This is a genomic window from Protofrankia symbiont of Coriaria ruscifolia (assembly GCF_900634745.1).
Classification (GTDB): domain Bacteria; phylum Actinomycetota; class Actinomycetes; order Frankiales; family Frankiaceae; genus Protofrankia; species Protofrankia californiensis.
Window position 1 is genome coordinate 75,410 of the sequence record NZ_CAAAFR010000056.1, and the last position, 22,948, is coordinate 98,357.

The 22,948-nt window shown below is 70.0% G+C and carries 22 protein-coding genes; 10 read left to right on the forward strand and 12 right to left on the reverse strand.

Features of this window, described 5'->3' with window-relative positions; genetic code table 11:
* From CV1CTNOD_RS24565 to CV1CTNOD_RS08640, 3 genes are all read left to right on the forward strand, one after another.
* Window positions 1-432: hypothetical protein (locus CV1CTNOD_RS24565; RefSeq protein WP_165485388.1), on the forward strand; the 432-nt coding region annotated here is incomplete at its 5' end.
* A gap of 27 nt (window positions 433-459) precedes the next feature.
* Window positions 460-1,143, forward strand: coding sequence for a class F sortase (locus tag CV1CTNOD_RS27300; RefSeq protein WP_131785616.1), 684 nt, complete (start codon window positions 460-462; stop codon window positions 1,141-1,143).
* A gap of 154 nt (window positions 1,144-1,297) precedes the next feature.
* Window positions 1,298-2,218 carry a hypothetical protein gene (locus tag CV1CTNOD_RS08640; protein ID WP_131785617.1) on the forward strand — a complete coding sequence of 307 codons (921 nt, stop codon included), beginning with the start codon at window positions 1,298-1,300 and terminating at the stop codon, window positions 2,216-2,218.
* 130 nt (window positions 2,219-2,348) lie between these two features.
* Here the strand turns inward: CV1CTNOD_RS08640 and valS are convergent, their stop codons facing one another.
* Window positions 2,349-4,898, reverse strand: a complete 2,550-nt coding sequence (gene valS / locus CV1CTNOD_RS08645) for a valine--tRNA ligase (RefSeq protein ID WP_131785644.1) — start codon at window positions 4,896-4,898, stop codon at window positions 2,349-2,351.
* 301 nt (window positions 4,899-5,199) lie between these two features.
* On the opposite strand from valS, the gene CV1CTNOD_RS08650 reads away from it, so the two are divergent.
* Entirely contained in the window at window positions 5,200-6,075 is an 876-nt protein-coding gene (locus tag CV1CTNOD_RS08650; protein ID WP_431607090.1) for an inositol monophosphatase family protein, read from the forward strand.
* Between the two features lie 121 nt (window positions 6,076-6,196).
* Here the strand turns inward: CV1CTNOD_RS08650 and CV1CTNOD_RS08655 are convergent, their stop codons facing one another.
* From CV1CTNOD_RS08655 to CV1CTNOD_RS08665, 3 genes are all read right to left on the reverse strand, one after another.
* Complete coding sequence (locus CV1CTNOD_RS08655) at window positions 6,197-6,715, reverse strand: gamma carbonic anhydrase family protein (protein WP_165485390.1); 519 nt, start codon at window positions 6,713-6,715, stop codon at window positions 6,197-6,199.
* A 200-nt stretch (window positions 6,716-6,915) separates the two neighbouring features.
* On the reverse strand, window positions 6,916-7,206 hold the full coding sequence (locus tag CV1CTNOD_RS08660) for a DUF4235 domain-containing protein (protein ID WP_131785619.1): 291 nt from the start codon (window positions 7,204-7,206) through the stop codon (window positions 6,916-6,918).
* Window positions 7,207-7,344: 138 nt separating this feature from the next.
* The gene (locus tag CV1CTNOD_RS08665) at window positions 7,345-7,782 is read right to left on the reverse strand and encodes a DUF3093 family protein (protein WP_131785620.1); all 438 of its coding nucleotides are present in this window, start codon (window positions 7,780-7,782) and stop codon (window positions 7,345-7,347) included.
* Window positions 7,783-8,011: 229 nt separating this feature from the next.
* On the opposite strand from CV1CTNOD_RS08665, the gene dut reads away from it, so the two are divergent.
* From dut to CV1CTNOD_RS08695, 6 genes are all read left to right on the forward strand, one after another.
* Window positions 8,012-8,503, forward strand: coding sequence for a dUTP diphosphatase (dut, locus tag CV1CTNOD_RS08670; RefSeq protein WP_131785621.1), 492 nt, complete (start codon window positions 8,012-8,014; stop codon window positions 8,501-8,503).
* A 156-nt stretch (window positions 8,504-8,659) separates the two neighbouring features.
* Entirely contained in the window at window positions 8,660-9,412 is a 753-nt protein-coding gene (locus tag CV1CTNOD_RS08675; RefSeq protein ID WP_131785646.1) for a DUF3710 domain-containing protein, read from the forward strand.
* 355 nt (window positions 9,413-9,767) lie between these two features.
* A complete protein-coding gene (locus CV1CTNOD_RS08680; protein WP_131785622.1) occupies window positions 9,768-10,460 on the forward strand; it encodes a DUF3159 domain-containing protein in 693 nt (230 codons plus the stop codon).
* Entirely contained in the window at window positions 10,457-11,863 is a 1,407-nt protein-coding gene (locus CV1CTNOD_RS08685; RefSeq protein ID WP_131785623.1) for a class I SAM-dependent RNA methyltransferase, read from the forward strand. The genes CV1CTNOD_RS08680 and CV1CTNOD_RS08685 overlap by 4 nt, the downstream gene beginning before the upstream one ends.
* Before the next feature lie 180 nt (window positions 11,864-12,043).
* On the forward strand, window positions 12,044-13,975 hold the full coding sequence (gene dxs / locus CV1CTNOD_RS08690; RefSeq protein WP_131785624.1) for a 1-deoxy-D-xylulose-5-phosphate synthase: 1,932 nt from the start codon (window positions 12,044-12,046) through the stop codon (window positions 13,973-13,975).
* A 648-nt stretch (window positions 13,976-14,623) separates the two neighbouring features.
* Complete coding sequence (locus tag CV1CTNOD_RS08695; protein WP_431607092.1) at window positions 14,624-15,565, forward strand: lysylphosphatidylglycerol synthase domain-containing protein; 942 nt, start codon at window positions 14,624-14,626, stop codon at window positions 15,563-15,565.
* 36 nt (window positions 15,566-15,601) lie between these two features.
* Here CV1CTNOD_RS08695 and CV1CTNOD_RS27305 read toward each other — a convergent pair whose 3' ends face one another.
* The 8 genes from CV1CTNOD_RS27305 to CV1CTNOD_RS08725 all read right to left on the reverse strand — a co-directional run.
* Complete coding sequence (locus CV1CTNOD_RS27305) at window positions 15,602-15,730, reverse strand: hypothetical protein (protein ID WP_278043881.1); 129 nt, start codon at window positions 15,728-15,730, stop codon at window positions 15,602-15,604.
* A gap of 6 nt (window positions 15,731-15,736) precedes the next feature.
* A complete protein-coding gene (locus CV1CTNOD_RS08700; RefSeq protein WP_207386272.1) occupies window positions 15,737-16,105 on the reverse strand; it encodes a pyridoxamine 5'-phosphate oxidase family protein in 369 nt (122 codons plus the stop codon).
* Between the two features lie 148 nt (window positions 16,106-16,253).
* Window positions 16,254-18,407 (reverse strand): 3-hydroxyacyl-CoA dehydrogenase NAD-binding domain-containing protein, encoded by a 2,154-nt coding sequence (locus CV1CTNOD_RS08705; protein ID WP_131785625.1) that lies wholly within the window; start codon window positions 18,405-18,407, stop codon window positions 16,254-16,256.
* Window positions 18,404-19,651 carry a thiolase family protein gene (locus tag CV1CTNOD_RS08710; RefSeq protein ID WP_131785626.1) on the reverse strand — a complete coding sequence of 416 codons (1,248 nt, stop codon included), beginning with the start codon at window positions 19,649-19,651 and terminating at the stop codon, window positions 18,404-18,406. The genes CV1CTNOD_RS08705 and CV1CTNOD_RS08710 overlap by 4 nt, the downstream gene beginning before the upstream one ends.
* 191 nt (window positions 19,652-19,842) lie before the next feature.
* Window positions 19,843-21,222, reverse strand: a complete 1,380-nt coding sequence (locus tag CV1CTNOD_RS08715) for a ribonuclease D (protein WP_131785627.1) — start codon at window positions 21,220-21,222, stop codon at window positions 19,843-19,845.
* Between the two features lie 274 nt (window positions 21,223-21,496).
* Window positions 21,497-22,120, reverse strand: a complete 624-nt coding sequence (locus CV1CTNOD_RS08720; RefSeq protein WP_165485391.1) for a DUF3000 domain-containing protein — start codon at window positions 22,118-22,120, stop codon at window positions 21,497-21,499.
* A 102-nt stretch (window positions 22,121-22,222) separates the two neighbouring features.
* Window positions 22,223-22,480: a hypothetical protein gene (locus CV1CTNOD_RS24570; protein ID WP_165036562.1), complete on the reverse strand. Its 258-nt coding sequence runs from the start codon at window positions 22,478-22,480 to the stop codon at window positions 22,223-22,225.
* A gap of 247 nt (window positions 22,481-22,727) precedes the next feature.
* Window positions 22,728-22,948 (reverse strand): DUF3817 domain-containing protein (locus CV1CTNOD_RS08725; protein WP_131785647.1); only part of this gene is annotated, 221 nt, incomplete at its 5' end.

Here is a 22,948-nt window from a genome sequence, read left to right on the forward strand (position 1 = left end):
TGGCCCGACTCCTGGCTCGGCGCCTGGCTGGATGACCAGCTCGGTGACTCTGTCGGGCTCGCACTGGACCAGCTGCCCGAGGACTGCGAGGGCTGGCCCGCATTCTGCCCGGGAAGCTGCGGGATCGGCCACTGGGTCGGCAACTGGATTGGCAGCTGGGGCCATCCAGTCGTCTGGTTGGTGGGCGTGCTCGCCTCGCCGCCGTTCCCGGACTGCCCGCCCTCCTGCTGGGCTGTCCCGGACGTCGACGAAGAGCCGGAATCCGACGGGCCGTCCGCAAACGCGGCTGTGGGGTTAAGTCCCACGAAGAGCCCGGTGACGGCTGACATGGCCAGCATCACCACGCCCCGGCCGATTTTGTGCGTCATGACCTTTCCTCTTCTCTCGTACTGCGGCGGTATTGTTACCGCGGGCTACACCATAGCCATTTGATGTTCAGGGGAAGGCGTGGAACGCGATATGGCTACGAGGAAACCGGGGGTCTTCCGGCCATCACGATGGTTGGTTCTGGCCGGGATTCTCCTGATCGGCCTGAGTGGTCAGAAGCTTGTTTCGTCCGAATATGGGAAACTGGTCGGCGTGCCCGAGGTAACAGCCACGACGGGAACTGACGCAGGGTCGGCGCCATCGGTTGCGGCTCCGCGGGGTTCGGCCGCTACAGCCCGGCACCAGAACAGCCAGCCGACTTTTCTACGTATTCCGGCATTGGGCACGTCCGCGCCGGTCGGGCCGGTCGGGCTCAATGCGGACGGAACCCTCGAAGTGCCGACCTCCTGGACTGACGTCGGTTGGTATAAATATGGGCCGCGGCCCGGTGACGTCGGCGCGTCCGTACTTGTCGGTCATTACGACTCGACGACCGGACCGGCGGTCTTCTACCGGATCGAGAAACTCAAGAAATCGGACGCCATCGAGGTGAACCTGGCGGACGGGACGGTTGTGCGATTCACGGTCGACCGTATTCAGGAGGTCTTGAAGGATGCGTTTCCGGCGGACCAGGTCTACGGCAGGGCCGATCGGCCGGAACTACGGCTCATCACCTGTGGGGGTGCCTTCGACAAGAAAACCCACCACTATCTGAAGAACGTGATCGTGTACGCACATGCCGTTGCCGATCGGGTGACGTCGACGCCTACACCGTGATCCGCCCGGTGCGCCAGGCCGCGGCGGGACGGCCGAGGTGCCATGGGGCGAGCCGATCGACGCGTATATGACATCGGCGCGTACGCGGCGTCGACATGCACATGACATAGCCGGCGTTAACCTCCGCTGAGACAGGCAACCTCGGGGAGGGGCCATGAACGTCTCGGCGTCACAGGTCGTCCGTACGATCGCCGTGATCGGCGCAATCGGGCCGCGCAGGCGCGCGTCCACAGGGCGCCGCAGGCGTGGGCCCGCGTTCCCGGCAGTCCTGTCGGGGACGCTGCTCATGGCGGCTCTGCTGGTACTGACCGGATGCACGGACACGGACACGGGGTCCGCGCAGGTGCCGCCATACGCCGGCGCATCCGTCGGAGAGGCCACCGGCCAGACCGGGACCGGCCAGACCGGGACCGGCCAGCCTCAGCGATCGGTGGCGCCTGGCGCTACCGCGGGCGCGGCGCCCTTCCCGTACCAGCCGTTGTGGCCCTTTGCCAGCGTCGCGGACGCACGGGCGTGGCAGACGGGCAGCAGTCCGGAAGGGCACCAGCCGTGGCATCTCGACCCGGCAGCTACCGCGCTGTCCTTCGCGCGCGACTTTCTCGGCTTCGCCGACATCGACCGGACGCTTGCCAGCACGGTGACCGGTGACGACGCCCGGATACAGGTCGGTTACGCCACCGAGGGCGGGCGTACCGGTGTCGCGGCCGTCGTCCATCTCGCCCGGTTCGGTTCCGGCGGTGACGCACCGTGGGAGGTCGTCGGTACCGACGACACCACCTTCTCACTCACCCAGCCGGCCTACGGAGCGAGCGTGACGGCGTCGCTGACGGCCGGCGGCCGGATCACCGGTATCGACGAAAGCATCCACGTGCAGGTGCGGCCGGCAGCGGGATCCGGCGGCCAGGTCGTCGGGGAGTACTGCTGCCTGCCCGCGGGCGGGCAGAACTCGACCTGGACGGCGAACGTGAAGATCAGCGCACGGCCTGGTCAGGGCCTCGTCGTGGTCGCGTCCACCGGCGGCCACCTACACGGGGTCGAGCGCTTCACCGTCACCGGCGTCCGCTACACGGGGTAGTCAACTACGCCGGGTAGCGGAGCAGGGATATCCCTTCGGTCGGAGCCGCTCATCCTGGCCGGACTGGCCGGAGCGGGTCGTCCCGGCCGGGGCCACCGGGATGATCGGCTGGCCAGGACCACCGCAGTGGTCACCCGGCCAGGACGACGTCGACGGCCAGCTCACCGGTGTCCTGGGTGAAGGTCAGCGCCGCGATGCTGCCGGCGCTGCGCAGATCGGCCGCGGCAGCCTCGACCAGACCCACCAGGTCGGGGTCCCCGCTGACCCGGGCGGAGGCCACCTCCGCCTTCATCGACACCCTGGCCTCCGACTTGGAACGCCGGATCGCCGTGAGCGCCGTGCTGACCGCCTCGAGCAGGCGCGGGTTGCCGTTGTCGGCGACCTTGCGCAGCTCACCCGCCTCCGGCCAGCGGGAGCGGTGCACCGAACCGGGCTTCCACCACGACCAGACCTCTTCGGTGACGAAGGGGAGGAACGGCGCGAACAGCGAGAGCACCGTGGACAGGGCGATGGCGAGGGTGGCCCGCGCGGACGCCGCACCCTGCTCGCCGAACGAGCCGTACGCGCGTCCTTTGACAAGCTCGACGTAGTCGTCGCAGAACCGCCAGAAGAACGACTCGGTGAGTTCGAGCGCGCGGGTGTAGTCGTAGCCGTCCAAGGCCGTGGACGCCGCGTCCACCACGTCAGCGAGTGCCGCCAACAACGCCCGGTCGAGCGGTTCACCGACCGCGCCGGATTCCTCGACCGCGCCGAGACCGAGGACGAACCGGCTCGCGTTGAGCAGTTTGATGGCCAGCCGGCGCCCGATTTTCATCTGGCCGACGTCGAAGGCGGTGTCGGTGCCCGGCCGGCCGGAGGCGGCCCAATAGCGCACCGCGTCCGAACCGTGCTGTTCGAGCAGGTCCAGCGGGGTGACGACGTTGCCCTTGGACTTCGACATCTTCTTGCGGTCCGGGTCGAGGATCCACCCGGAGATGGCCGTGTTCGTCCACGGCAGCGTGCCGAATTCGGCGTGGCTGCGCAGCACGGTCGAAAACAGCCAGGTCCGGATGATCTCATGTGCCTGGGGACGCAGATCCATCGGGAAAACCCGGGCGAACAAATCGTCGTCGCTGCCCCAGCCGGCGGCAATCTGCGGGGTGAGCGACGACGTCGCCCACGTGTCCATCACGTCCGGGTCGGCGGCGAAACCACCGGGAATTCCGCGCTGGTCCTCGCCGAACCCGGGTGCGGTGTCACTGGACGGGTCGACCGGCAGCGCCGCATGGTCGGCAACGATCGGCCGGTCGTACTGTGGAATGCGGGCGTCGTCCAGCGGATACCAGACCGGGAACGGCACTCCGAAGAAACGCTGCCGGCTGATCAGCCAGTCCCCGGTGAGCCCGTCCACCCAGTTCTCGTACCGGATCCGCATGTGCGGGGGATGCCAGTGCAGTTCGCTGCCACGGGCACGTAGCTGTGCCCGCAGGGTCTCGTCCCGTCCGCCGTTGCGGATGTACCACTGGCGGGTCGTGACGATCTCCAGCGGCCGGTCGCCCTTCTCGTAGAACTTCACCGGATGGCTGATCGGCCGCGGGTCGCGCAGCAGCGCCCCGCCCTCGCGCAGCAGCGCCACGATCCGCTCGCGGGCGGCGTGCACGGTGCGCCCGGCCAGGTCGGCGTAGTGGGCCCGGCCCGACTCCGAGGTGATCGCCTCGGGTGGGTCGGCCAGTAGCCGGCCGTCCCGGCCGATCACCGCACGGGTGGGCAGCCGCAGCTCACGCCACCAGGTGACGTCGGTCAGGTCGCCGAAGGTACAGATCATCGCGATGCCCGACCCCTTCTCGGGGTCGGCGAGGCGGTGCGCCAGCACCGGCACCTCGACGTCGAACAGGGGAGTGCGCACCGCGGAGCCGAACAGCGGCTGGTAGCGCTCGTCGTCGGGATGTGCGACCAGGGCCACGCACGCGGCCAGCAGCTCCGGCCGGGTGGTCTCGACGACGACCTGCCCGGAGCCGTCAGCGCGGCCGAACGCGAGCGAGTGGTAGGCGCCCGGACGGTCCCGGTCCTCCAGCTCGGCCTGCGCCACCGCGGTACGGAAGGTCACGTCCCACAGGGTGGGCGCCTCCGCCAGATATGCCTCACCCCGCTCGAGGTTGCGCAGGAAGGCCCGTTGCGCCACCGCCCGGGACCGGGCATCGATGGTCGCGTAGGTCATCGACCAGTCCACGGACAGGCCGAGACGGCGCCACAGCTGCTCGTAGACCTTCTCGTCCTCGATCGTCAGCCGCTCGCACAGCTCCACGAAGTTGCGGCGGCCGACCGGGATCTGCTCCTTGCCGGGCTTGTCCGGCGGGGTGAAATCCGGGTCGTAGGGCAGCGACGGGTCGCAGCGGACGCCGAAGTAGTTCTGCACCCGGCGCTCGGTCGGCAGGCCGTTGTCGTCGAACCCCATCGGGTAGAAGACCTCACGGCCGCGCATCCGCTGGTAGCGCGCGATGATGTCGGTGTGCGTGTAGGAGAAGACATGGCCTACGTGCAGCGACCCGGAAACGGTCGGGGGCGGGGTGTCGATCGCGTATACCCGTGCCCGATCGGCGGTCCGGTCGAACCGGTAGGTCGCCTGCTCCTGCCACACGGTCGACCATCGTGCCTCGACGCCGTCGAGAGTGGGCCGTTCTGGAACAGAACGCTCGGAAATGGACCGCTCGGGAGCGGACTGCTCCCGGCTGTCTGAGCCGTGCTGGTTCCTGCCTTCTTCTGTCACCACAAGTAACGATCCTACGGGTCGGGTGATGTGGGCTCCGGCGTGGGCTTCGCAGGGCCTTTTGCATGATCCTTCTCGGGTCCGCGTCCCTGCTGGTCCCCGTCCTGGCGGGGTCCCCGCGTCCTGCTGAGGCCCGCGTCCTGCTGAGGCCCGCCCTGGTGCTCTCCGGCGGTGGGATCGTGTCGGCGGGCAGCCGGCGGTGGCGGGCAGGTGGCGGGCAGACGGTGTTGGCAGGATGTATCCCGTGCATGACACCGGACAGGACACTGCCTCCACCGCCCCCACTGTCGCGGCCCCCACTCAGGCGGCCGACCGACCGCAGCCTCGGGATCTGCTCGCGCTCGCGCTCGACGTCGCCCGGGAGGCCGGAGACCTGCTGCTGCGGGGCCGAACCGGTGATGTCGTGACCGAGTCGACCAAGTCGTCCCCCACGGATGTCGTCACCGCGCTCGACCGGGCGTCCGAGGAGTTGGTCGCGGGCAGGCTGCGCGAGGTGCGTCCGGGCGACGGTCTGCTGGGCGAGGAGGGGGCCGACGACCCGGGCACGAGCGGGGTGCGCTGGATCGTCGATCCGCTGGACGGCACGGTGAACTTCCTCTACAACCTGCCGAACTGGGCGGTGTCGATCGCGGTCGAGGTCGACGGGCAGGTGGTCGCCGGGGTCGTGCACGCGCCTGCCCTGGGCGTTACCTACACCGCAGCGCTCGGGGACGGTTCGGCCCGCAACGGTGTGCCGCTGGCCGGTTCGGCTGTCACGGACCTGGCCCACGCGCTGGTCGCGACCGGGTTCGGGTATACGGTCGAACGGCGGATCGCCCAGGTGACGGTGCTGACCCGGGTCGTGCCACGGGTACGCGACATTCGGCGGATGGGCGCGGCGTCGCTGGACCTCGGCGCCGCCGCGGCTGGCCTGGTGGACGCCTACTACGAGCGCGGCCTGCATCCCTGGGACCACGCCGCCGGGGCGCTGGTCGCGACCGAGGCCGGTCTGCGGGTCGGCGGTCTGCACGACCGGCCGATATCAAATGATCTTGCTATCGCGGCCCCGCCCGCCCTGTTCGACGAGCTGCACGACCTGCTCGCCGCCGACCCCCCGGCCGACCGCGACTGATCCCCCCGGCCGACCGCGACTGATCCCGCCGCCCGACCGCGACTGATCCCGCCGCCCGACCGCGACTGGAAGCGCCCGGCGACAAGGAGTGTCGATCAAGGAGTGCGAGCGGAGCGCATGCTCAGTCGATGCGGCGGAGTTCCTCGCGGTAGCGCTTGCCGTTGGCGGTGTACATCGCCGCCCCGGCCGCGAAGGCGTTCTCCGTCACCGCGTCCGGGCGGATCTTCGCGGGGACTCCGACCGCCAGCGCCCGCGGCGGCACCTGCACGTTGTTGCCGACCAGCGCCTGCGCCCCGACCAGCGCCCCGCGGCCCACCACGGCCCTGTGCAGCACGATCGAGCCGGAACCGACCAGTGACCCGTTCTCGACGGTGCAGCCTTCCAGGTGCGCGATGTGCCCGATGACGCAGTCGTCACCGATGACCGTGGGGAGTTCGGCGGTCGCATGCACGACCGTGCCGTCCTGCACGGACGTGCGGGCACCGATATGGATCTCGCCGTAGTCGGCCCGTAGCACCGCGCCCGGCCAGATCGTCGACTCGGGACCGATGGTCACCTTGCCGATCACGGTCGCGTCCGGGTGGACGTAGGCGGACGGGTCGATCTGGGGTACCCGGTCACCGAGTGCATAGACAGCCACGGATATCTCCTTCGGGTGACGCCACGTCCCGCGTGGACGGCAGGCAACGACCGGCCCTGCCTCATCTTCCCCGATGGTCTCTGATCGAGCCCGAGGATCGCCTGCGGGCGTGACTTTCCCGTCGGGTACGGCCGCCCCGTCGGGTACGGCCGCCTGCCGGCCGCTTGCCGGAGTCGAGCTATCCGCCTGCCGGCAGTGGGCTACTCGCGCTCACGGATACCCGGCGGCAGCGACCCGGTCGCCTTCATCCACCTGCGAGCGGCCACCCGCTCAGCGGTGATCTTCCCGACGCCGACCGCCACCCCGGACGCCGCCGCCCAGCTGATCGCGTCCGCCCAGGCCGTGTCGGGATGCGCCGGGCTGCGCGGCGGGTCCGACTTACGGATCTTCTTGTAGGCCAGGGTCACGGCCCTGCTCGCCACCGACCCGGCTACCGCTCCCGCCGCGCCTCCGACGATCTTCCAGCCGATCTTCGCTACCGGTCGGACCACTACCGCACCCCCGTTAGTGAAAATGCCCTCGCGGGCCAACGGTGATGGGATCATGTTGCTCCCGTCGCCGCAGGCCCAGGTCCCCGAAGACCGTCCGGCTGACAGCACCCGTTGCTGACAGCTAGCTGTTACTGACGACTACCCGTTGTCAGTGCTGGTCAGTGCGCGGCCGGAGACATCCATCGCCGCCACGAACTCGTCGGGGTGTCTGCACGACACCACCCACGCATCGCTCACCGTGCGTATCCATGCGCCTGTGCGTATCCAGGGTCTGGTCACGGCGTAGACCCCCGGAGCCAGCACCGTGCGGATGTCGGAACACACTGCGACCTCGCGCACGCCGTCACGGGGAAGCACCCGCCCGGCCGCGGTCACCGTCTCCTCGGTCACCGTCAACCGTGCACGCCCGAGGACCCACAGCGCCACCTCCATCCCGGCGAACATGCCGGCGTAGACGGAGACCCGGATCCCGGCGGAGTCCGTGTACACGGTGAAGTAGCTTCCGAAGACGCCGGCGCAGAGCACGGCCCAGACGTGCCACAGCCGTGGCACGGCCAGCCGTTCCTCGTAGCACATGTCGGTCAGTATCCACCGTGCTGGCCACTACTCGCGCCCGTCCGTCACCGATCGTCCGTTGACGCCCGAGTTTCCCTGCCGATCCGCCGATCCGCCGATCCGCCCGAGGACAGCCATGATCGCGCACTCTCCGGCCAGCTAGTCTTCGGTATGCCGTTAGTCCGGCGCCTCGCCGTGCTTCGGCACGTCGCCGGCGGCGGCCCGCATCTGCCAGGACCACGAGGGACTCATGACCGCAACGGACAATCTCACCACGACCCTTACCGCCACCGGACTCGACCTGGTGGGGGTGCTGGTTCACCGGCTCGACCCGGATCTCCCGCTGCCGGTCTACGCCCATGCCGGCGACGCCGGTGCGGACCTTGTCGCGGCGCAGGACGTCACGCTTGCTCCGGGTGAACGCGCCATGGTGGGGACCGGGATCGCCATCGCGCTCCCCGAAGGGTATGCGGCGTTCGTGCATCCGCGCAGTGGGCTGGCGGCACGCCACGGCGTGTCCATCGTGAACGCGCCCGGTACGGTCGACGCCGGTTACCGTGGTGAGATCAAGGTCGTACTCGTCAACACCGACCTGCACGAGACGGTGGTTCTGCGCCGTGGTGACAGGATTGCTCAGCTCGTCATTCAGCGGGTGGAGCGTGCGGCATTCCAGGAGGTCGCCGAGCTGCCCCCGACGGTGCGTGGCGTGGGCGGCTTCGGGTCGACCGGCGGTTTTGCCTGACCCCGGCTGCGGGTCCGGCGCCGAGGTCCGGTCCGGGCCTGGGCCGGCGTACCGCCACCGGTGCCGCCCGACCCCGCCGGGGATGCCAGACCATCACGCGTGAGGAGCCGATTGTGACGACAGGGAAGCTGATCGTGAGAACAGGAAGTGGTCGAAGTGTTCCGGCGCGGTCGTAGGCGTGCCGGTCGTGGCTGGCGGGATCCACAGGAGCCCCGGGACGACCGCGACGAGACCGGGCACGACCAGGCAGGCATCGATCGCGACGGCCCCTACGACGCCGACCGTGCCCCGGCCGACCACGTCCGGCGGCTCGATCTGGGGTCGTTGCGGATCCCGGTGATCGACGGGGTCCAGGTGCAGTTCCAGATCGACCAGGCGTCCGGGCAGTTGCTGACGGTGACACTCACGGACGGGCAGAGCGGGATGGAGCTGTCAGTCTTTGCCGCGCCGAAGAGCATCGGCCTGTGGGACGAGGTGCGCGCCGAGATCGTGGACTCCCTGCGCGCCGGTGCGGGAGCGGCCGAGGAAACCGGCGGACTCCACGGAAGCGAGTTGCGCCTGCAACTGCCGACCGGTACGCCGGGGGAGTTCATGCCCGGTCGCATGGTGGGGATCGACGGCCCGCGCTGGTTCCTGCGGGTCGTTTTCACCGGCTATGCCGCGCTCGACCCCGCCGCCGCCCCGCTGCTGGCGGAGGCGCTGCGTCGGCTGGTGGTGGTGCGCGGCGACCATGCGATGCCGCTGCGTGACCCGCTGCCGCTGAAGCTGCCCAGGGAGGTCACCGATCCGCACGGCTCGGACGATCAGGCCGACCCGTTCGATCCGGATCCGCGTGACGCCACGCCCGGTGTCGCGGTGACGGCGGCTCGGATGCCGGCTCCGGGTGTGCGGATCGCGGAAGTCGGTTGAAGTCGGTTGAAGTCGGTTAGGGCGTGTCAGGGTGCCGGGGCGTTGAAGGGCCAAAGGCGACGCGATCATGTTTTTCTCGCGCCGCCGGAGGCATGGGTCCTGGGAGCGCTGAGGACCCTGCCGATACCCGGCTCCCAGCGTCCCACCAGCGGGAATCGGGCACACCGGGCCGGGCTGGTTCGTTGCCCGGGTGTTACACCGGTTTGCTTTACGCCGATTCCAGGTGGCATACACCAGTGAAGGCAGTTGTCATGATGATGAACTCCGGCAGTCGCCTCGCGACCGCAGACCCGCGACACGCGCTGTCGTCCGTGTCGCCCGCCGCCGCGTGAGCGCGTCCAGCCGCGACCGGCGCATGTCGCCGCGGCAGCCACCGGCATCGTTGGCCGAGGCCGTGGGTGGCGTCCGAGGGATGGTCGACGGCGCCATTCCCACGGTCGCCTTCGTCACCGTCAACGCCGAGGCCGGGCTGGCCGCGGGTATTGCGGTCGCGATCGCCGTCGCTGCTGTTCTCGTGGTGTTGCGGATGGTCCGGCGGGAGCCGGTTCAGCAGGCGTTCTCCGGTCTGTTCGCGGTTGCTGTGGCCGCTTTCGTTGCATCCCGTACGCACAGCGCCGAAGGTTTCTTCCTGCCCAGCATCGCCAAGAACGCCGCGTTCGCGGCCGTCGGTCTGCTGTCGCTGCTGGCGCGCCGCCCGCTTGCCGGCTATGTGATGGCGGCGATGGACGCCCGCTACGCCGGCTGGCGTCAGCATGCCGACACCCGTCGTGCCGCGTTGTGGGCGACGCTGGTCTGGATCGCGGTCTTCGTTGTTCGTTTCGCCGTCCAGGGCCTGCTGTACCTGGCCGGCGAGCCCGGCTGGCTCGGCGCGGCCAACCTCGCTCTCGGTCTGCCCCTGTTCGGCGTGGCGATTCTCGCGACCTTCGCCATCGTGCGGCGACTGGCGCCGCGCCAGTCTGCCGCGGACGGGCGTGACGGCGCCACGGCCGGTGCGTCCGGCGAAGGGCCGGTCATCGAGGGAACGGTCCTCGACAGCCCCGGGAGATGATCGAAATCGGGGACGTGACCGGGGACGTGATCGAGGTCGAGGTCGGGTCGGTGGCGCACGGCGGGAGCTGTGTGGCCCATGACAACGGCCGGGTGGTCTTTGTCCGCCATGCCCTGCCCGGTGAGCGGGTGCGGGCTCGCCTGACCGACACCTCACACGACAGGTACTGGCGGGCGGACGCCGTCGAGGTGCTGCGCGCCTCACCGGAGCGTGTCGTCCCGCCGTGCCCGCACGCCGGGGCCGGGCGCTGCGGGGGATGCGACTGGCAGCACGCCTCCCTTGTTGCGCAGCGGCGGCTCAAGGCGGAGGTGGTCCGCGAGCAGCTGCGCCGCCTGGCGGGGCTGGACTGCCCGGTCGAGGTCGAGGCGGTGGAGGCCTTACCAGCGGGGCTGCCGCCGGACGTGCCGCCATCGGACGTGTCGTCACCGGACGTGTCGTCACCGGACGTGTCGTCACCGGGCGCGCCGCAGCCGGGTTCGCTGTCGGGTTCGCCGTCCTCGTCGGACCGGTCCGACGAGGGCCTGGGCTGGCGGACCCGGATGCGGTATGTGCTGACCGAGCAGGGTGCGGTCGCGCTGCGTGGCCACCGTTCGCACGAGGTCGTTCCCGCGGCGGACTGCCGGATCGCCCATCCGCTGGTGCGCGCGGCGGTCGCCGACCGGGTTTTCCCGGTGCGCGACGCCGGTGAGACCGAGGTCGAGGTCGCCGCGAGTATGTCGAGCGGTACCGCCGTCGTCACCCAGCTCCCGGGACCATCCGCCAGCTCCAGCTCCAGCTCCAGCTCTGGTTCTGAAGTCGAGACTGAGATCGTCGAGGTGGTGCGCGATCGCCGGTTCAGGCTCGGCCCCGGGGTGTTCTGGCAGGTTCACCCTGGTGCGCCCGAGGTGCTGGTGGAGGCGGTGCTTGTAGGCCTGGCACCCCGTGCGGGGGAGACCGCACTCGATCTGTACGCCGGCGCGGGTCTGTTCGCCGCCGCGCTCGCGGAAGCCGTCGGCCCGAGCGGCACGGTCGTGGCGATGGAGTCGGATCCATCGGCGGTGGCGTCGGCAGCGCGCAGCCTCGCCGACCTGCCTCAGGTGTCGCTACGGGGCGTTCGGGTCTCGCCGGGATCCCTGCGTGGGTTGGCCGCCACCGGTGCCGACGTCGCGGTTCTCGACCCACCCCGCGCGGGCGCCGGGCGGGCCGTGATGCAGGCGTTGCTGGCTCTGGGCCCGCGGGCCGTCGCGTACGTGTCCTGCGATCCGGCTTCCCTCGCACGTGACCTCGCCGTGGCAGCCGCGCAGGGCTACTCACTTGTCACGCTGAGAGCGTTCGACCTCTTCCCGATGACCGCTCACGTGGAGTGCGTGGCGATCCTGGTGAACACGCCCGGGGGAGAACGGGGCACGCACGCTCCGGCGTAGCCGTGGAGCGGAGCGAACCGCGCATCGTAGGCGCCAACTGCCCCGGTTGTGGCCTGTTTGGAACGTGCTCACATGTCCGCTCCGTGACCCTGAATGATCCGCTGACCTGCGTAGACTGAGCCCGTCCGGGGCCGGATCCCCTCACGAAGGGGGGAGGGAGTGCACGGAGAGGAAGTGCCAGTGTCGCTTCTGTCGACCGTTCGCAATCCGCACGATCTGAAAAAACTTGCAGCCGAGGACCTCCCCGCTCTGGCGGCGGAGATCCGTGACTTTCTCATCCACGCGGTGGCTCGCACAGGTGGTCATCTAGGGCCCAACCTCGGGGCCGTCGAGCTGACCATGGCTATCCACCGGGTGTTCGACTCGCCGCACGACCGGATCCTGTGGGACACCGGTCACCAGGCGTACGTCCACAAGATCCTGACTGGCCGTGCGGACGCCTTCACGGACCTGCGTCAGCGCGGTGGCCTGTCCGGATATCCCAGCCAGGCGGAGTCGCCGCACGACATCATCGAGAACTCCCACGCCTCCACAGCGCTGTCCTACGCCGACGGGCTGGCGCGGGCGTACGCACTGCGCGGGGAGTCCCGGTCGGTCGTGGCGGTCGTGGGTGACGGCGCGCTGACCGGTGGCATGTGCTGGGAGGCATTGAACAACATCGCCGCGGCAGACCGTCCGGTGATCGTTGTTGTCAACGACAACGGGCGTTCCTACGCCCCGACGATCGGCGGGCTGGCCGACCATCTGGCCTCGCTGCGGCTTGCTCCCGAATACGAGCAGGTCCTCGACGTCGTCAAGCAGGTCCTGGGCCGCACCCCGCTGGTCGGCCCGCCGCTGTATGACGCCCTGCACGGCATCAAGAGGGGCATCAAGGACGTCGTCCAGCCGCAGGGCATGTTCGAGGACCTCGGCCTGAAGTACGTCGGGCCGGTGGACGGGCACGACGTCCACGCGGTGGAGACCGCGTTGCGGCGCGCCCGCGACTTCGGCGGGCCCGTCATCGTCCACTGTGTCACCCGCAAGGGCTTCGGCTACCCGGCCGCCGAGCAGGATGACGCCGACTGTTTCCACGCCGTCGGAGTGATCGATCCGAGCACCGGCAAGCCCACGGCCGCCGGCGGCGGAACGAGCTGGACGAACGTCTTCTCCGACGAGATCGTCCAGCTCGGCCACGAACGCCCGGACGTGGTCACGCTCACGGCCGCCATGCTGCAGCCGGTCGGCCTGCAGAAGTTCGCCACGACGTTTCCGGACCGGGTGTTCGACGTGGGCATCGCCGAGCAGCATGCGGTGACTTCGGCCGCGGGCCTGGCACTCGGCGGTCTCAAGCCGGTGGTGTGCGTCTACGCGACGTTCCTCAACCGTGCGTTCGACCAGGTGCTGATGGACGTCGCCCTGCACCGGCTTCCGGTGACCTTCGTCCTGGACCGCGCCGGTGTCACCGGCGAGGACGGGCCCTCTCACAACGGCATGTGGGACATGTCCTTCCTCCAGCTCGTACCCGGGCTGTCGCTGGCCGCGCCGCGGGACGCACCCACCCTGCGCGCCCAGCTGCGGGAGGCGCTGGCGATCACCGACGGGCCGTCGGTGGTGCGGTTCTCCAAGGGCAAGGTCAACCCGGACATTCCCGCGATCGAACGGGTCGGGTCGGTCGACGTCCTCTACCGCTCGCCGGAGGTCACCCCGACCCGGGAGGTGCTGCTGGTGGCCGTCGGCGCGATGGCGGCGACCTGCCTGCAGGTCGCCGAGCGGGTGGCCAGCCACGGCATCGGGATCACCGTCGTCGACCCGCGGTGGGTCAAGCCGCTCGACCCGGTGCTCGTCGACCTGGCCCGGGCGCACTCGCTCGTGGTCACGGTCGAGGACAACGGCCGGGTCGGCGGGGTCGGCTCGACGTTCGCGCAGCTGCTGCGGGACGCCGACGTGGACGTGCCGCTGCGGGACTTCGGTATCCCGCAGACCTTCCTCGACCAGGGCAAGCGTGACCAGGTCATGGCCGACATCGGCCTGTCCGCCCAGGAGCTCGCCCGCAGGATCGTCGAGATGGTCGCCGGTCGCGCGCCGGTTCTCGATGGCGAGGCCGAGGAGGAGACCGCCGCGGGTCAGCTCTGATCCGGCTCTGGCCCAGCTGATCCGCTTCTGGCCGGCCCTGCGTCCGGATCCGCATCCGGATCGCTGCGGCTTCCGGCGGGTTCTGTGGGCCGGCGGCCGTACCGGGCTGGTGGTCTCCAACAAGCTCAGTAAGCCCGTCACGGTCCAGAGGGCTCGGACGCCCACATAGGTGCCCGAGCCCTCTGGACCTGGCTCTGCGCACCTTGCTCGCGGCCTGCCAGCGGTTGGACGCCAGTGAGCCCGGCTGGCTGCATCCGACCAGGGGCCGGGTCTCAAAGTGCGGATCAACTAACCACACGCCCTATTTTGATCAAGAAATTGAGTACGAAAACGGCTGCTGTAACGACCGTCTACTCCTCACTTTCATGATTCGAATCAATATTCGATCATGCTTCTTATGCGCCGCCTACAGGGTCAAAGGCGGCGTGGTCATGTCCCTTTCGCGCTGCGGGAAGCCCAGGGCCCCCGGGTCGCCAGAGGCCCGAGGTCCCAGGCCTCTAGGCTGGGGTGGTGCGGTGGACACGGCCTGTTGACGTCCGTGGTCGGCCGACTGCGGACAGCCGTCCGGCTGAGCCGAGCTGCCAGCCGGAGCCGGGCCGCCGTCCAGATGCGGGCCGCCATCGGGATGCGCGCCGATGGCTGGTGCGTGTGGCGCTGCTGGTCGCGACGGGGCTGCTCGCCGTCGCCATGGTCAGCCAGTGGAACACCGTCGGTGCGTCGCTCGGCGAGCTGACCGTGTTCGGCGTGGTCGCGTCCGGTCTCGTCACGGTGCTGGCGGTCGGTACGACCGTGCTGTCGTGGCGGGCCCTGCTGGCGGCGCTCGGCGTGGTGTTGCCCCTGCGGGTTGCTGTACAGATCTTCTTCGTCGGGCAGGTCGGCAAATACGTCCCCGGCAGCGTGTGGCCGGTGCTGGCGCAGATGGAGCTGTCCCGGGGCCACGGTGTGCCCCGGCCGAAGGCCGCGTCCGCCAGCCTGATCGTGCTGGCTCTGGCGGTTCCCTGCGGCGGTATGACCGCTGCGGTGACCCTGCCGTTCGTGTCGGCGAGCGCGTTGCGTCACTACGGCCTGGTGCTGGTGGCCGTCCCGGTGTTCGCGGTCGTGCTGTATCCGCCGGTGCTGTCCGCGCTGCTGGCGTTCGCGTTCCGGCTGCTGCGCCGCCCGCCGCTGGAACAGCCCCCGAGCGGACGCCACGTGCTGGCTGCCGCTGGCTGGCTGTTGGCAGGCTTCGTGCTTTTCGGTGTGGCAACCTGGCTGCTCGCCCGTGACCTCACGCCGTCGGTGCACGGCGCGCCTCTGCTGCTGCTGTCGGTGGGTGGGTACGCCTTCGCCTGGACAGCCGGTTTCCTCGTGCTGGTGCTCCCGGCCGGCGCGGGTGTGCGCGAGGCGGTGCTGGTTCTCACGCTGGCGCCGGCGCTCGCGGCCGGCCCGGCGACCGTGCTCGCTCTGATCATCCGGCTGTTCGCGACCGTGGCCGACCTGGTGTGGGCGGGGGTCGGCATGGCTCTGCGGCCAAGAGATGCCATCAACGGCAATCTCTCACCACCGGAAGCCATCCCGTCACAGCCCGAGCCGAACCGCACCTCGGGCTGAGCAGGCGCCGGAGAGCCGGTTTACTCCGCCGGCTGCCTATTTTCGGGTCGTCCGCGTGGGTGGGCCTCCCTCCCGCCAGAAGTCGACAACAAGCTCCTTGTCGGCGACGCCGATCATTACAAGCTCGGTAACGTCGATCCTGAACAGAGTGAACGGCTCGGGCACGGGAATCTACGCAGATGCGGCCCAGGCCGCGCGATAGGCGTCAAGGCTTTCCGGATCGGTCACCATGACCGCCTTCCCGCTGATCCTCGCGTCACCTTCGGTGACGTTCTTGTCCGTTGTCGCGTTGTGCAGGGCGCATCGCGGGTCTCGTAACAGGTCGATTCCCTTGCGTGAGTCGGGCATCATGCCGAGCCACAGCTTGCCGAGCGCGAACAGCGGCTCGACTCCGCTCACCCGGGGCGAGCCGTCGCGCCGGAGGGTAGCGAGGATTGCCAGCCCGTACGCCTCGAACCGGCTCTTGACTGCCGCTGCGAGTTCCGGGGCCGCAGCCTCCACATCATTCCAGTTGACCATGCCGGCCATGCTGCCAGTCACCACCGACAGGTTTCGCCGGACCCGAGTGCCTGGCGGAGCGGGACATCTGGGGCAGGCAGACGGCGAGGGGGAAAGGGCCCGCGAGCAGACAGTTGGTAATGGGTGGGCCCGGTCGATGTCGGGAGGACACCGACCGGGCCGGGACGAATCAGGACAGGGTTGCCACGCCGGGTGGGGTGAACCGGCGGCCGGTGATCTTTTCGCTGATGCCGGTGCGGTCCAGGTAGGGGGTGATGCCACCGAGATGGAACGGCCAGCCCGCGCCGAGCAGCAGGGACAGGTCGACATCGGAGGCCTCGGCGACCACGCCCTCGTCGAGCAGGACGCGGATCTCCTCGGCGAGCGCGGCCAGGGACGCCTCCCGCACCTGATCGCCGGTCAGAACCGGGGTGTCACCGCCTGCCGCGACCCCGATGAGTTCGGCGGCGCTGGGGTCGACCTGCTGCCCGTCTGCGCCCCACGTGTAGACACTGGTCTTGCCGGCGGCCACCAGGCGGGCCAGACCCTCAGGCGCGGCGAAGCGGTCCGGGTAGGCGGTGTGCAGGATCTCGGCGACGTGCAGGGCGACGGCGGGGCCGACCAGCCCGAGCAGCACCAGCGGGGACATGGGCAGACCGAGCGGCACGAGGGCCTGGTCGGCCTCGTCCACCGGGGTGCCGTTCTCGATGGCGGCCAGCACCTCGCCCATGAACCGGGTGAGCAGGCGGTTGACGACGAACGCGGGTGTGTCCGTGGTGAGCACCGCGTTCTTCCTGAGCTGTTTCGCGACCGCGAGCGTGGTCGCGATCGCGGCGTCGTCGGTCTGCCTGCCGCGCACCGCCTCGACCAGCGGCATGACCGCCACCGGGTTGAAGAAGTGCAGCCCCGCGACCCGCTGCGGGTGTGCCAGCACCGACGCCATGTCGCTGACCGACAGAGCCGAGGTGTTGGTCAGCAGCAGGGTCTCGGGGCTGACGACCGCCTCCAGCTCGGTGAGTACCTGCTGCTTGACCGCCAGATCCTCGAAGACGGCCTCGATGACGAGATCGGCGTCGGCGAACGCGTCCTTGGTCAGGGAGCCGGTCACAGCGCTGTGCAACCGGGACGCCTTGTCCGGGGAGATCCGCTTCTTGGCCAGCAGATTGTCGATCTCACGGTGAACCGCGGAGAGGCCGGCGTCGAGGCGGGCCCGGTCGATGTCGGTCAGCACCACCGGAACCTCCAGGCGCTGCGCGAACAGCAACGCGAGCTGGCTGGCCATCAGCCCGGCACCGACCACACCGACCTTGGTCACCGGCCGGGCCAGGGCCGCATCCGGTCCGCCGGAGGGACGCTTCGCCCGTTTCTGCACCAGGTCGAAGGCGTAGAGGCTGGCGGCCAGCTCCTCGCTGACGGCGAGGTCGGCCAGCGCCTCGGTCTCGGCCGCGTAGCCGGTGTCCCGGTCGGCGGTTTCGGCGAGCGCGATCAGGTCCAGCGCCCGGTCAGCCGCCGGGGCGGCACCGTGCAGCCTGGCGTCGGCCAGGGCCCGGCCGCGGGCGACCGCATCCGCCCAGGCCTGGCCGCGCTGCACCGGCGCCCGGGCCGCCGCCGGGTCGATCTCGCCGCGGATGACGCGACCGGCCCAGCGCAGCGCCTCTTCGAGGAAGTCCGCCGGCTCGAGCAGCACGTCCGCGAGACCAAGGGTGAACGCCTGCGCGGCGCGCAGCATCCTGTTCTGGTTCAGCGGGTTCTCGATGGCGATGGTGACCGCGCGGTCCGCGCCGACGAGGTTCGGCAGCAGCTGGGTTCCGCCCCAGCCGGGTAGCAGCCCGAGGAAGATCTCCGGCAGCGCCAGTGCGGTGACGTCCGAGGACAGCGCACGGTAGTCGCAGTGCAGTGCCACTTCCAGGCCGCCGCCCATGGCCGCGCCGTTGACCAGCGCGAATGTGGGGACTTTGCGGTCGCCCAGGCGTCCCTCGCCGATCCGGCGCAACGCCGCGTGCCCGAGCTCGCCGATCGCGTGGATACCGGCCCGGGCCGCTTCCGGGTCGCGTAGCGACGACCGGAAGGCAAGGTCGGCGCCGACGCTGAAGATGAACGGCTTGCCGGTGACGGCGATCGCCGACACGGCCGGGGTGTGCGCCTCGATCTCGTCCGCGGCGGCGAGCAGACTGCGCAGCCCGGCGGGCCCGAAGGTCGACGGGCGGGTGTGGTCCAGAGCGTTGTCCAGGGTGACGAGGGCGACCGGCCCGGCCACGCCCGGCAGGGTCACGTAGCGGACGTGGGCATGCGTCACCACTTCGGCGGGAAAGTCGAGGGCCGCCGTCTGAGTCCTGCCGCTCATCGGGCTTCTCCCGTCCGGTCGGACGCCTGCGCGTCACCGTTGTCACCGTTGAAGTGCGGGTTCTCCCAGATGGTGGTCGCGCCCATGCCGAAGCCCACACACATGGCGGTCAGCCCGTAGCGGACGTCGGGGCGTTCGGCGAACTGGCGCGCGAGCTGTGTCATCAGCCGGACGCCGCTGGATGCCAGCGGATGCCCCAGCGCGATTGCCCCGCCCAGGGGGTTCACCCGCGGGTCGTCGTCGGCGATCCCGAAGTGGTCGAGGAAGGCGAGTACCTGGACGGCGAACGCCTCGTTCAGCTCGAACAGCCCGATGTCGCCGATGGACAGGCCGGTGCGGGCCAGCGCCTTCTCGGTGGAGGGGATCGGGCCGACTCCCATCACGTGCGGTTCGACGCCGGCGAAACCGAAACCGACCAGCCGCATCTTCGCGGTGAGGCCGAGTTCCTCGGCGACCTCCGCGGCGGCGAGGAGGCAGCCGGTGGCGCCGTCGTTGATGCCGGCGGCGTTGCCCGCGGTCACCCGGCCGTGCGGCCGGAACGGGGTCTTCAGGCCCGCCAGGCCTTCCAGAGTGGTGTCCGGGCGGGGTGGTTCGTCGGTGGTGACCAGCTCCCAGCCGCTGTCGGCATGGCGGGCGGCGACCGCGACGAGGTCGGGCTGGATCTGGCCGTTGGCGTATGCCTTGGCCACCTTCTGCTGGGAGGCCAAGGCGTAGGCGTCCGCCCGCGCTTTGGTGATCTTCGGGTAGCGGTCGTGCAGGTTCTCCGCGGTCTGGCCCATGACCAGCGCGGACGTGTCGATGAGCTTCTCGGAGACGAAGCGGGGGTTGGGATCGGCCCCCTCGCCCATGGGATGGCGGCCCATGTGCTCCACGCCGCCGGCGATCGCGACGTCGTAGGCGCCGATGGCGATCGCGGACGCGGTGGTGGTGACGGCGGTGACCGCGCCGGCGCACATCCGGTCGATGGCGTAGCCGGGCACGGACTGCGGCAGGCCGGCCAGGATGCCCGCGACCCGGCCGATGGTCAGGCCCTGGTCGCCGGTCTGCGTGGTTGCGGCGATCGCCACGTCGTCGATCCGTTCCGCCGGTAGTGACGGGTTGCGCCGCAGCAGCTCGCGGATGACCTTGACGATGAGATCATCCGATCGTGTTTCGGAATAGACCCCCTTGGCCTTGCCGAAGGGGGTACGGACGCCATCGACGAACACGACGTCGCGGACGGAGTCCCTGGCAGCTAGGAACATTGTGCCTCCTGACCGGGGGAACCCGGCAGGTCGCTACCGAAACGGGGGCCTGTCACGCCCGCGAAGCGCGCGCGACGGGTGGCGATCTACCGGGAGGACGGTACCGGTGTCGACGTGACCGCCGACACGGTCAGCCTACGGCAGAAGGTTACCCATGGGTAACCCTGTCTGACCCCGACAGGCGCGACCGGCTACGCACCTTCGTCCGGGACGTCCGGGACGTCCGGGACGTCCGGTCGCGACGGCGTCTCCGGTGATCCCGCATCCTGGGACGCCGTCTGCTGCACCCCTGCCGCTGGTGATTCCGCCTGCGCTGGCTCGGTCAGGGCGTCTGCGACCGGTCCAGCCGTGAGTGCCACCTGCCAGGGCCGGGCGCCGCCGTCCCGGAGCATCCCGGCCACCAGCTCAACAGTCACCGGCTGGGGTGGTGACCAGGCGAGTCTGCGGGCGAGGGCCGGTTCCAGCAGGTTCTCCACCGGCATGGTCCGTTCGGCGGCGATCGCGGCGAGACGGGCCCGCACCTGGGCCAGGCGGGCGGCAGCTACCGGATCGCGGTCGGCCCAGCGGCTCGGTGGGGGCAGGGTGTCACCGCCGGCCGCGGCGGGCATGGGCAGGGTGTCCTCGGGCAGTCCGGCGGCCTCCCGCAGGGCGGTGAACCAGGTCCGCGCGCTGCGGCGCAGACGCGGGCCGGAGAAGATCGGCAACCGGGTCAGGGCCTCGACGTCCGCGGGATTGGCCAGGACCGCTTCGATGATCGCACTATCCGGGAGCACGCGTCCGGGCGCGACGTCGCGTTCGCGGGCGATCCGGTCCCGGGCCGTCCACATCGAGCGGACCGCGGCGAGCTGGCGCCGGTTGCGGACCCGGTGGATCCCGCTGGTGCGCCGCCACAGGTCCGGTCGTGGTTCACGCGGGGGAGCGGCCGCGATCGTGGCGAACTCCTCACGGGCGAACGACAGCTTGCCCTGCGCCTCCAGTTCGGTTTCCAGGACGTCGCGCAGTTCGACGAGCAGCTCGACGTCGAGCGCGGCATAGCGCAACCACGGTTCGGGTAACGGCCGGGTGGACCAGTCGGCGGCGGAGTGCCCCTTCTCCAGGGTGAAACCCAGTATCTTCTCGACCATGATCCCGAGCCCGACCCGTTCGTAGCCCAGCAGCCGGCCGGCCAGCTCGGTGTCGAACAGCCTGCGCGGACGCAGGCCGACCTCGGACAGGCAGGGCAGGTCCTGGCTGGCCGCGTGCAGGACCCATTCGGCGTCACCGATGGCGTCCTGCACGCAGGTGAGGTCGGTGAGCGCGATCGGGTCGATGAGGTGGGTTCCCGAGCCACGGCGGCGTACCTGGACCAGGTAGGCCCGCTGGCTGTAGCGATAGCCTGAGGCCCGTTCGGCGTCGAAGGCGACCGGGCCTGTGCCGGCAGCCAGCTGTGCCACGGCCGTGAGCAGCGCCGCCTGGTCGACGATGACGGCAGGTATGCCCTCGGAGGGTTCCAGCAACGGGCGGGCCTGTTCCGCGCTGCCGTCTGGACCTTGGCCGAGTTGGTGGGATGAGTCCGGAACCGTCGACGTCACGATCGGCGATGGTACGTCGCGAACAGCGCCCGAGCAGGCCGGTCGGGCGCAGAGGACCCGACCAGATTGGCCGAGGACGGCGGTTTGCCTCGGATCAGGGGCCTACTTTCACCGTGGAGAACCATACGAGCACGCATTGTGTTCAGACGGTGCGATGCAGGGGCGGACGGTGGAGTGGACAGTGAGGCGAATGACAAAAGGTCACGGTTGCTCCTTGTGGTGGCGGTGGTGGGATTTGCGGTGGCGATGGGATCGCGGGTGTCCGGGGTCGACCTCAGCCGCGACGGGACGGCAGGGGCACCACTCCGCAGACCCGCGGCGGCAGGCCCGCCATGGCCGCCAGCAGGTCGGCGAAGGAGTGGAGGTGGGCCACCGCCTCGGTAGGCCGCCACGCGCGGTGGCTGCAGCCGGCGGTTGTTTCGGCCCAGTCCGGCGACCACGAGCATCGCAGTTCCACGTCCGAGTTGTCGCCGTCCGCCGCCAGCACGCCGAACCGTTTCGAGTTCGTGATGGTCACGGTGCCACCCATCGCGCGGTACCCGACCTGGTTGGCCTCCAGCGCGTCATGCAGCCACGACCAGACGACCTCGGGCAGGAACGGGTCCGCGGCGATCTCGGGATCGACCGCCGCACGGGCGTAGCAGACGAACCGCGCCGTGCCTTCCCAGGCGCTGTGCCCGGCCGGATCGAACAGGAGGATCAGGCGGCCCGAGGCCGCCTCGTCGCCGTCCCGTGACAGCCCACCGGCGACCGCGAACGCATACGGCGCAAGCTTCGTCGGTGCCTGAAGCTCATGTACCGCGACCTCCGAGCGAACTCGGCCCAACGCGTCCCGTAGCGCTGCCGTGGCTGCGACGAAGACAGACGGGACGCCGTCCGGAGACAGCGATGCGCCCATGGACGTCACGTTAGGACGTCCTGACCGCGGGCGCGCGACGGAGCGTGGGCACCGGGACAAGCGATCGGGGTGCGGACCGGTCGACAGGGACCGGCCGACCGATCAGGCGACATGGCACAATTGCTGTTGGAGCGGTGATCCGCCGGACGGTCCCGGCACCTCCACACGCGCCCGTGGAGCCGGGAAGTCCGCCTGCCCCGGGTTGACGCATACGGCTGTTCCGCAGTCGACGCAGGCACGGTCGGGGCAGTCCGCGCCGTGCCCGTCGCAACACGGTGGCTGCTCGAAACCGCGCTCGTCGCCGCACTGCGGGCACATCAGCAGGGTCAGCCCGTCACCGCCCACAAGGACCTGTTCCATCCGGACACCACTCCCCAGGGCACACCCACGGCAGAAGGGCACGTGTGGACATCACGGACCCTCTCATCCCATCCCGACTTCCCTGACGGTGGCACGGACAGGCCCCATCTCCACGCATTCGGACCCGGCGTGTCGTGCGCGTGCACGATGTCCGATATGAAAGCTATTGGAGTATCAATCCTGTTGACAGCCTATTGGGGTATTTGTGCCATTCAGTCGGGTCGGGTTGAGCGTGCCGTCGGCCGGCTCAGAAGGCCGATTCCGGGGCTGACGCGGTGGAACCGCCCGCTCCTCCGGTCTGGGCGCGGCTCGTTGCCGGCGCCTGCAACCATCGGCGTTCGACGAAGTAGGGGGCGACGGGCAGGACGGACGCGCCGAGCGCCAGCAACGTCCTGCGTGCCGGCCAGTGGTGGCCCGAGGCGACGGCGATGATGACCGCACAGTAGGCGAGAAAGAGCACCCCGTGAA

Coding starts and splice junctions, on each gene's coding strand:
- CV1CTNOD_RS27300 (WP_131785616.1), top strand. CDS start 460: ATGGCTACGAGGAAACCGGGGGTCTTCCGGCCATCACGATGGTTGGTT.
- CV1CTNOD_RS08640 (WP_131785617.1), top strand. CDS start 1,298: ATGAACGTCTCGGCGTCACAGGTCGTCCGTACGATCGCCGTGATCGGC.
- CV1CTNOD_RS08650 (WP_431607090.1), top strand. CDS start 5,200: ATGTATCCCGTGCATGACACCGGACAGGACACTGCCTCCACCGCCCCC.
- CV1CTNOD_RS08665 (WP_131785620.1), bottom strand. CDS start 7,782: ATGTGCTACGAGGAACGGCTGGCCGTGCCACGGCTGTGGCACGTCTGG.
- dut (WP_131785621.1), top strand. CDS start 8,012: ATGACCGCAACGGACAATCTCACCACGACCCTTACCGCCACCGGACTC.
- CV1CTNOD_RS08680 (WP_131785622.1), top strand. CDS start 9,768: ATGTCGCCGCGGCAGCCACCGGCATCGTTGGCCGAGGCCGTGGGTGGC.
- CV1CTNOD_RS08685 (WP_131785623.1), top strand. CDS start 10,457: ATGATCGAAATCGGGGACGTGACCGGGGACGTGATCGAGGTCGAGGTC.
- CV1CTNOD_RS08705 (WP_131785625.1), bottom strand. CDS start 18,407: ATGAGCGGCAGGACTCAGACGGCGGCCCTCGACTTTCCCGCCGAAGTG.
- CV1CTNOD_RS08710 (WP_131785626.1), bottom strand. CDS start 19,651: ATGTTCCTAGCTGCCAGGGACTCCGTCCGCGACGTCGTGTTCGTCGAT.
- CV1CTNOD_RS08720 (WP_165485391.1), bottom strand. CDS start 22,120: ATGGGCGCATCGCTGTCTCCGGACGGCGTCCCGTCTGTCTTCGTCGCA.
- CV1CTNOD_RS24570 (WP_165036562.1), bottom strand. CDS start 22,480: ATGGAACAGGTCCTTGTGGGCGGTGACGGGCTGACCCTGCTGATGTGC.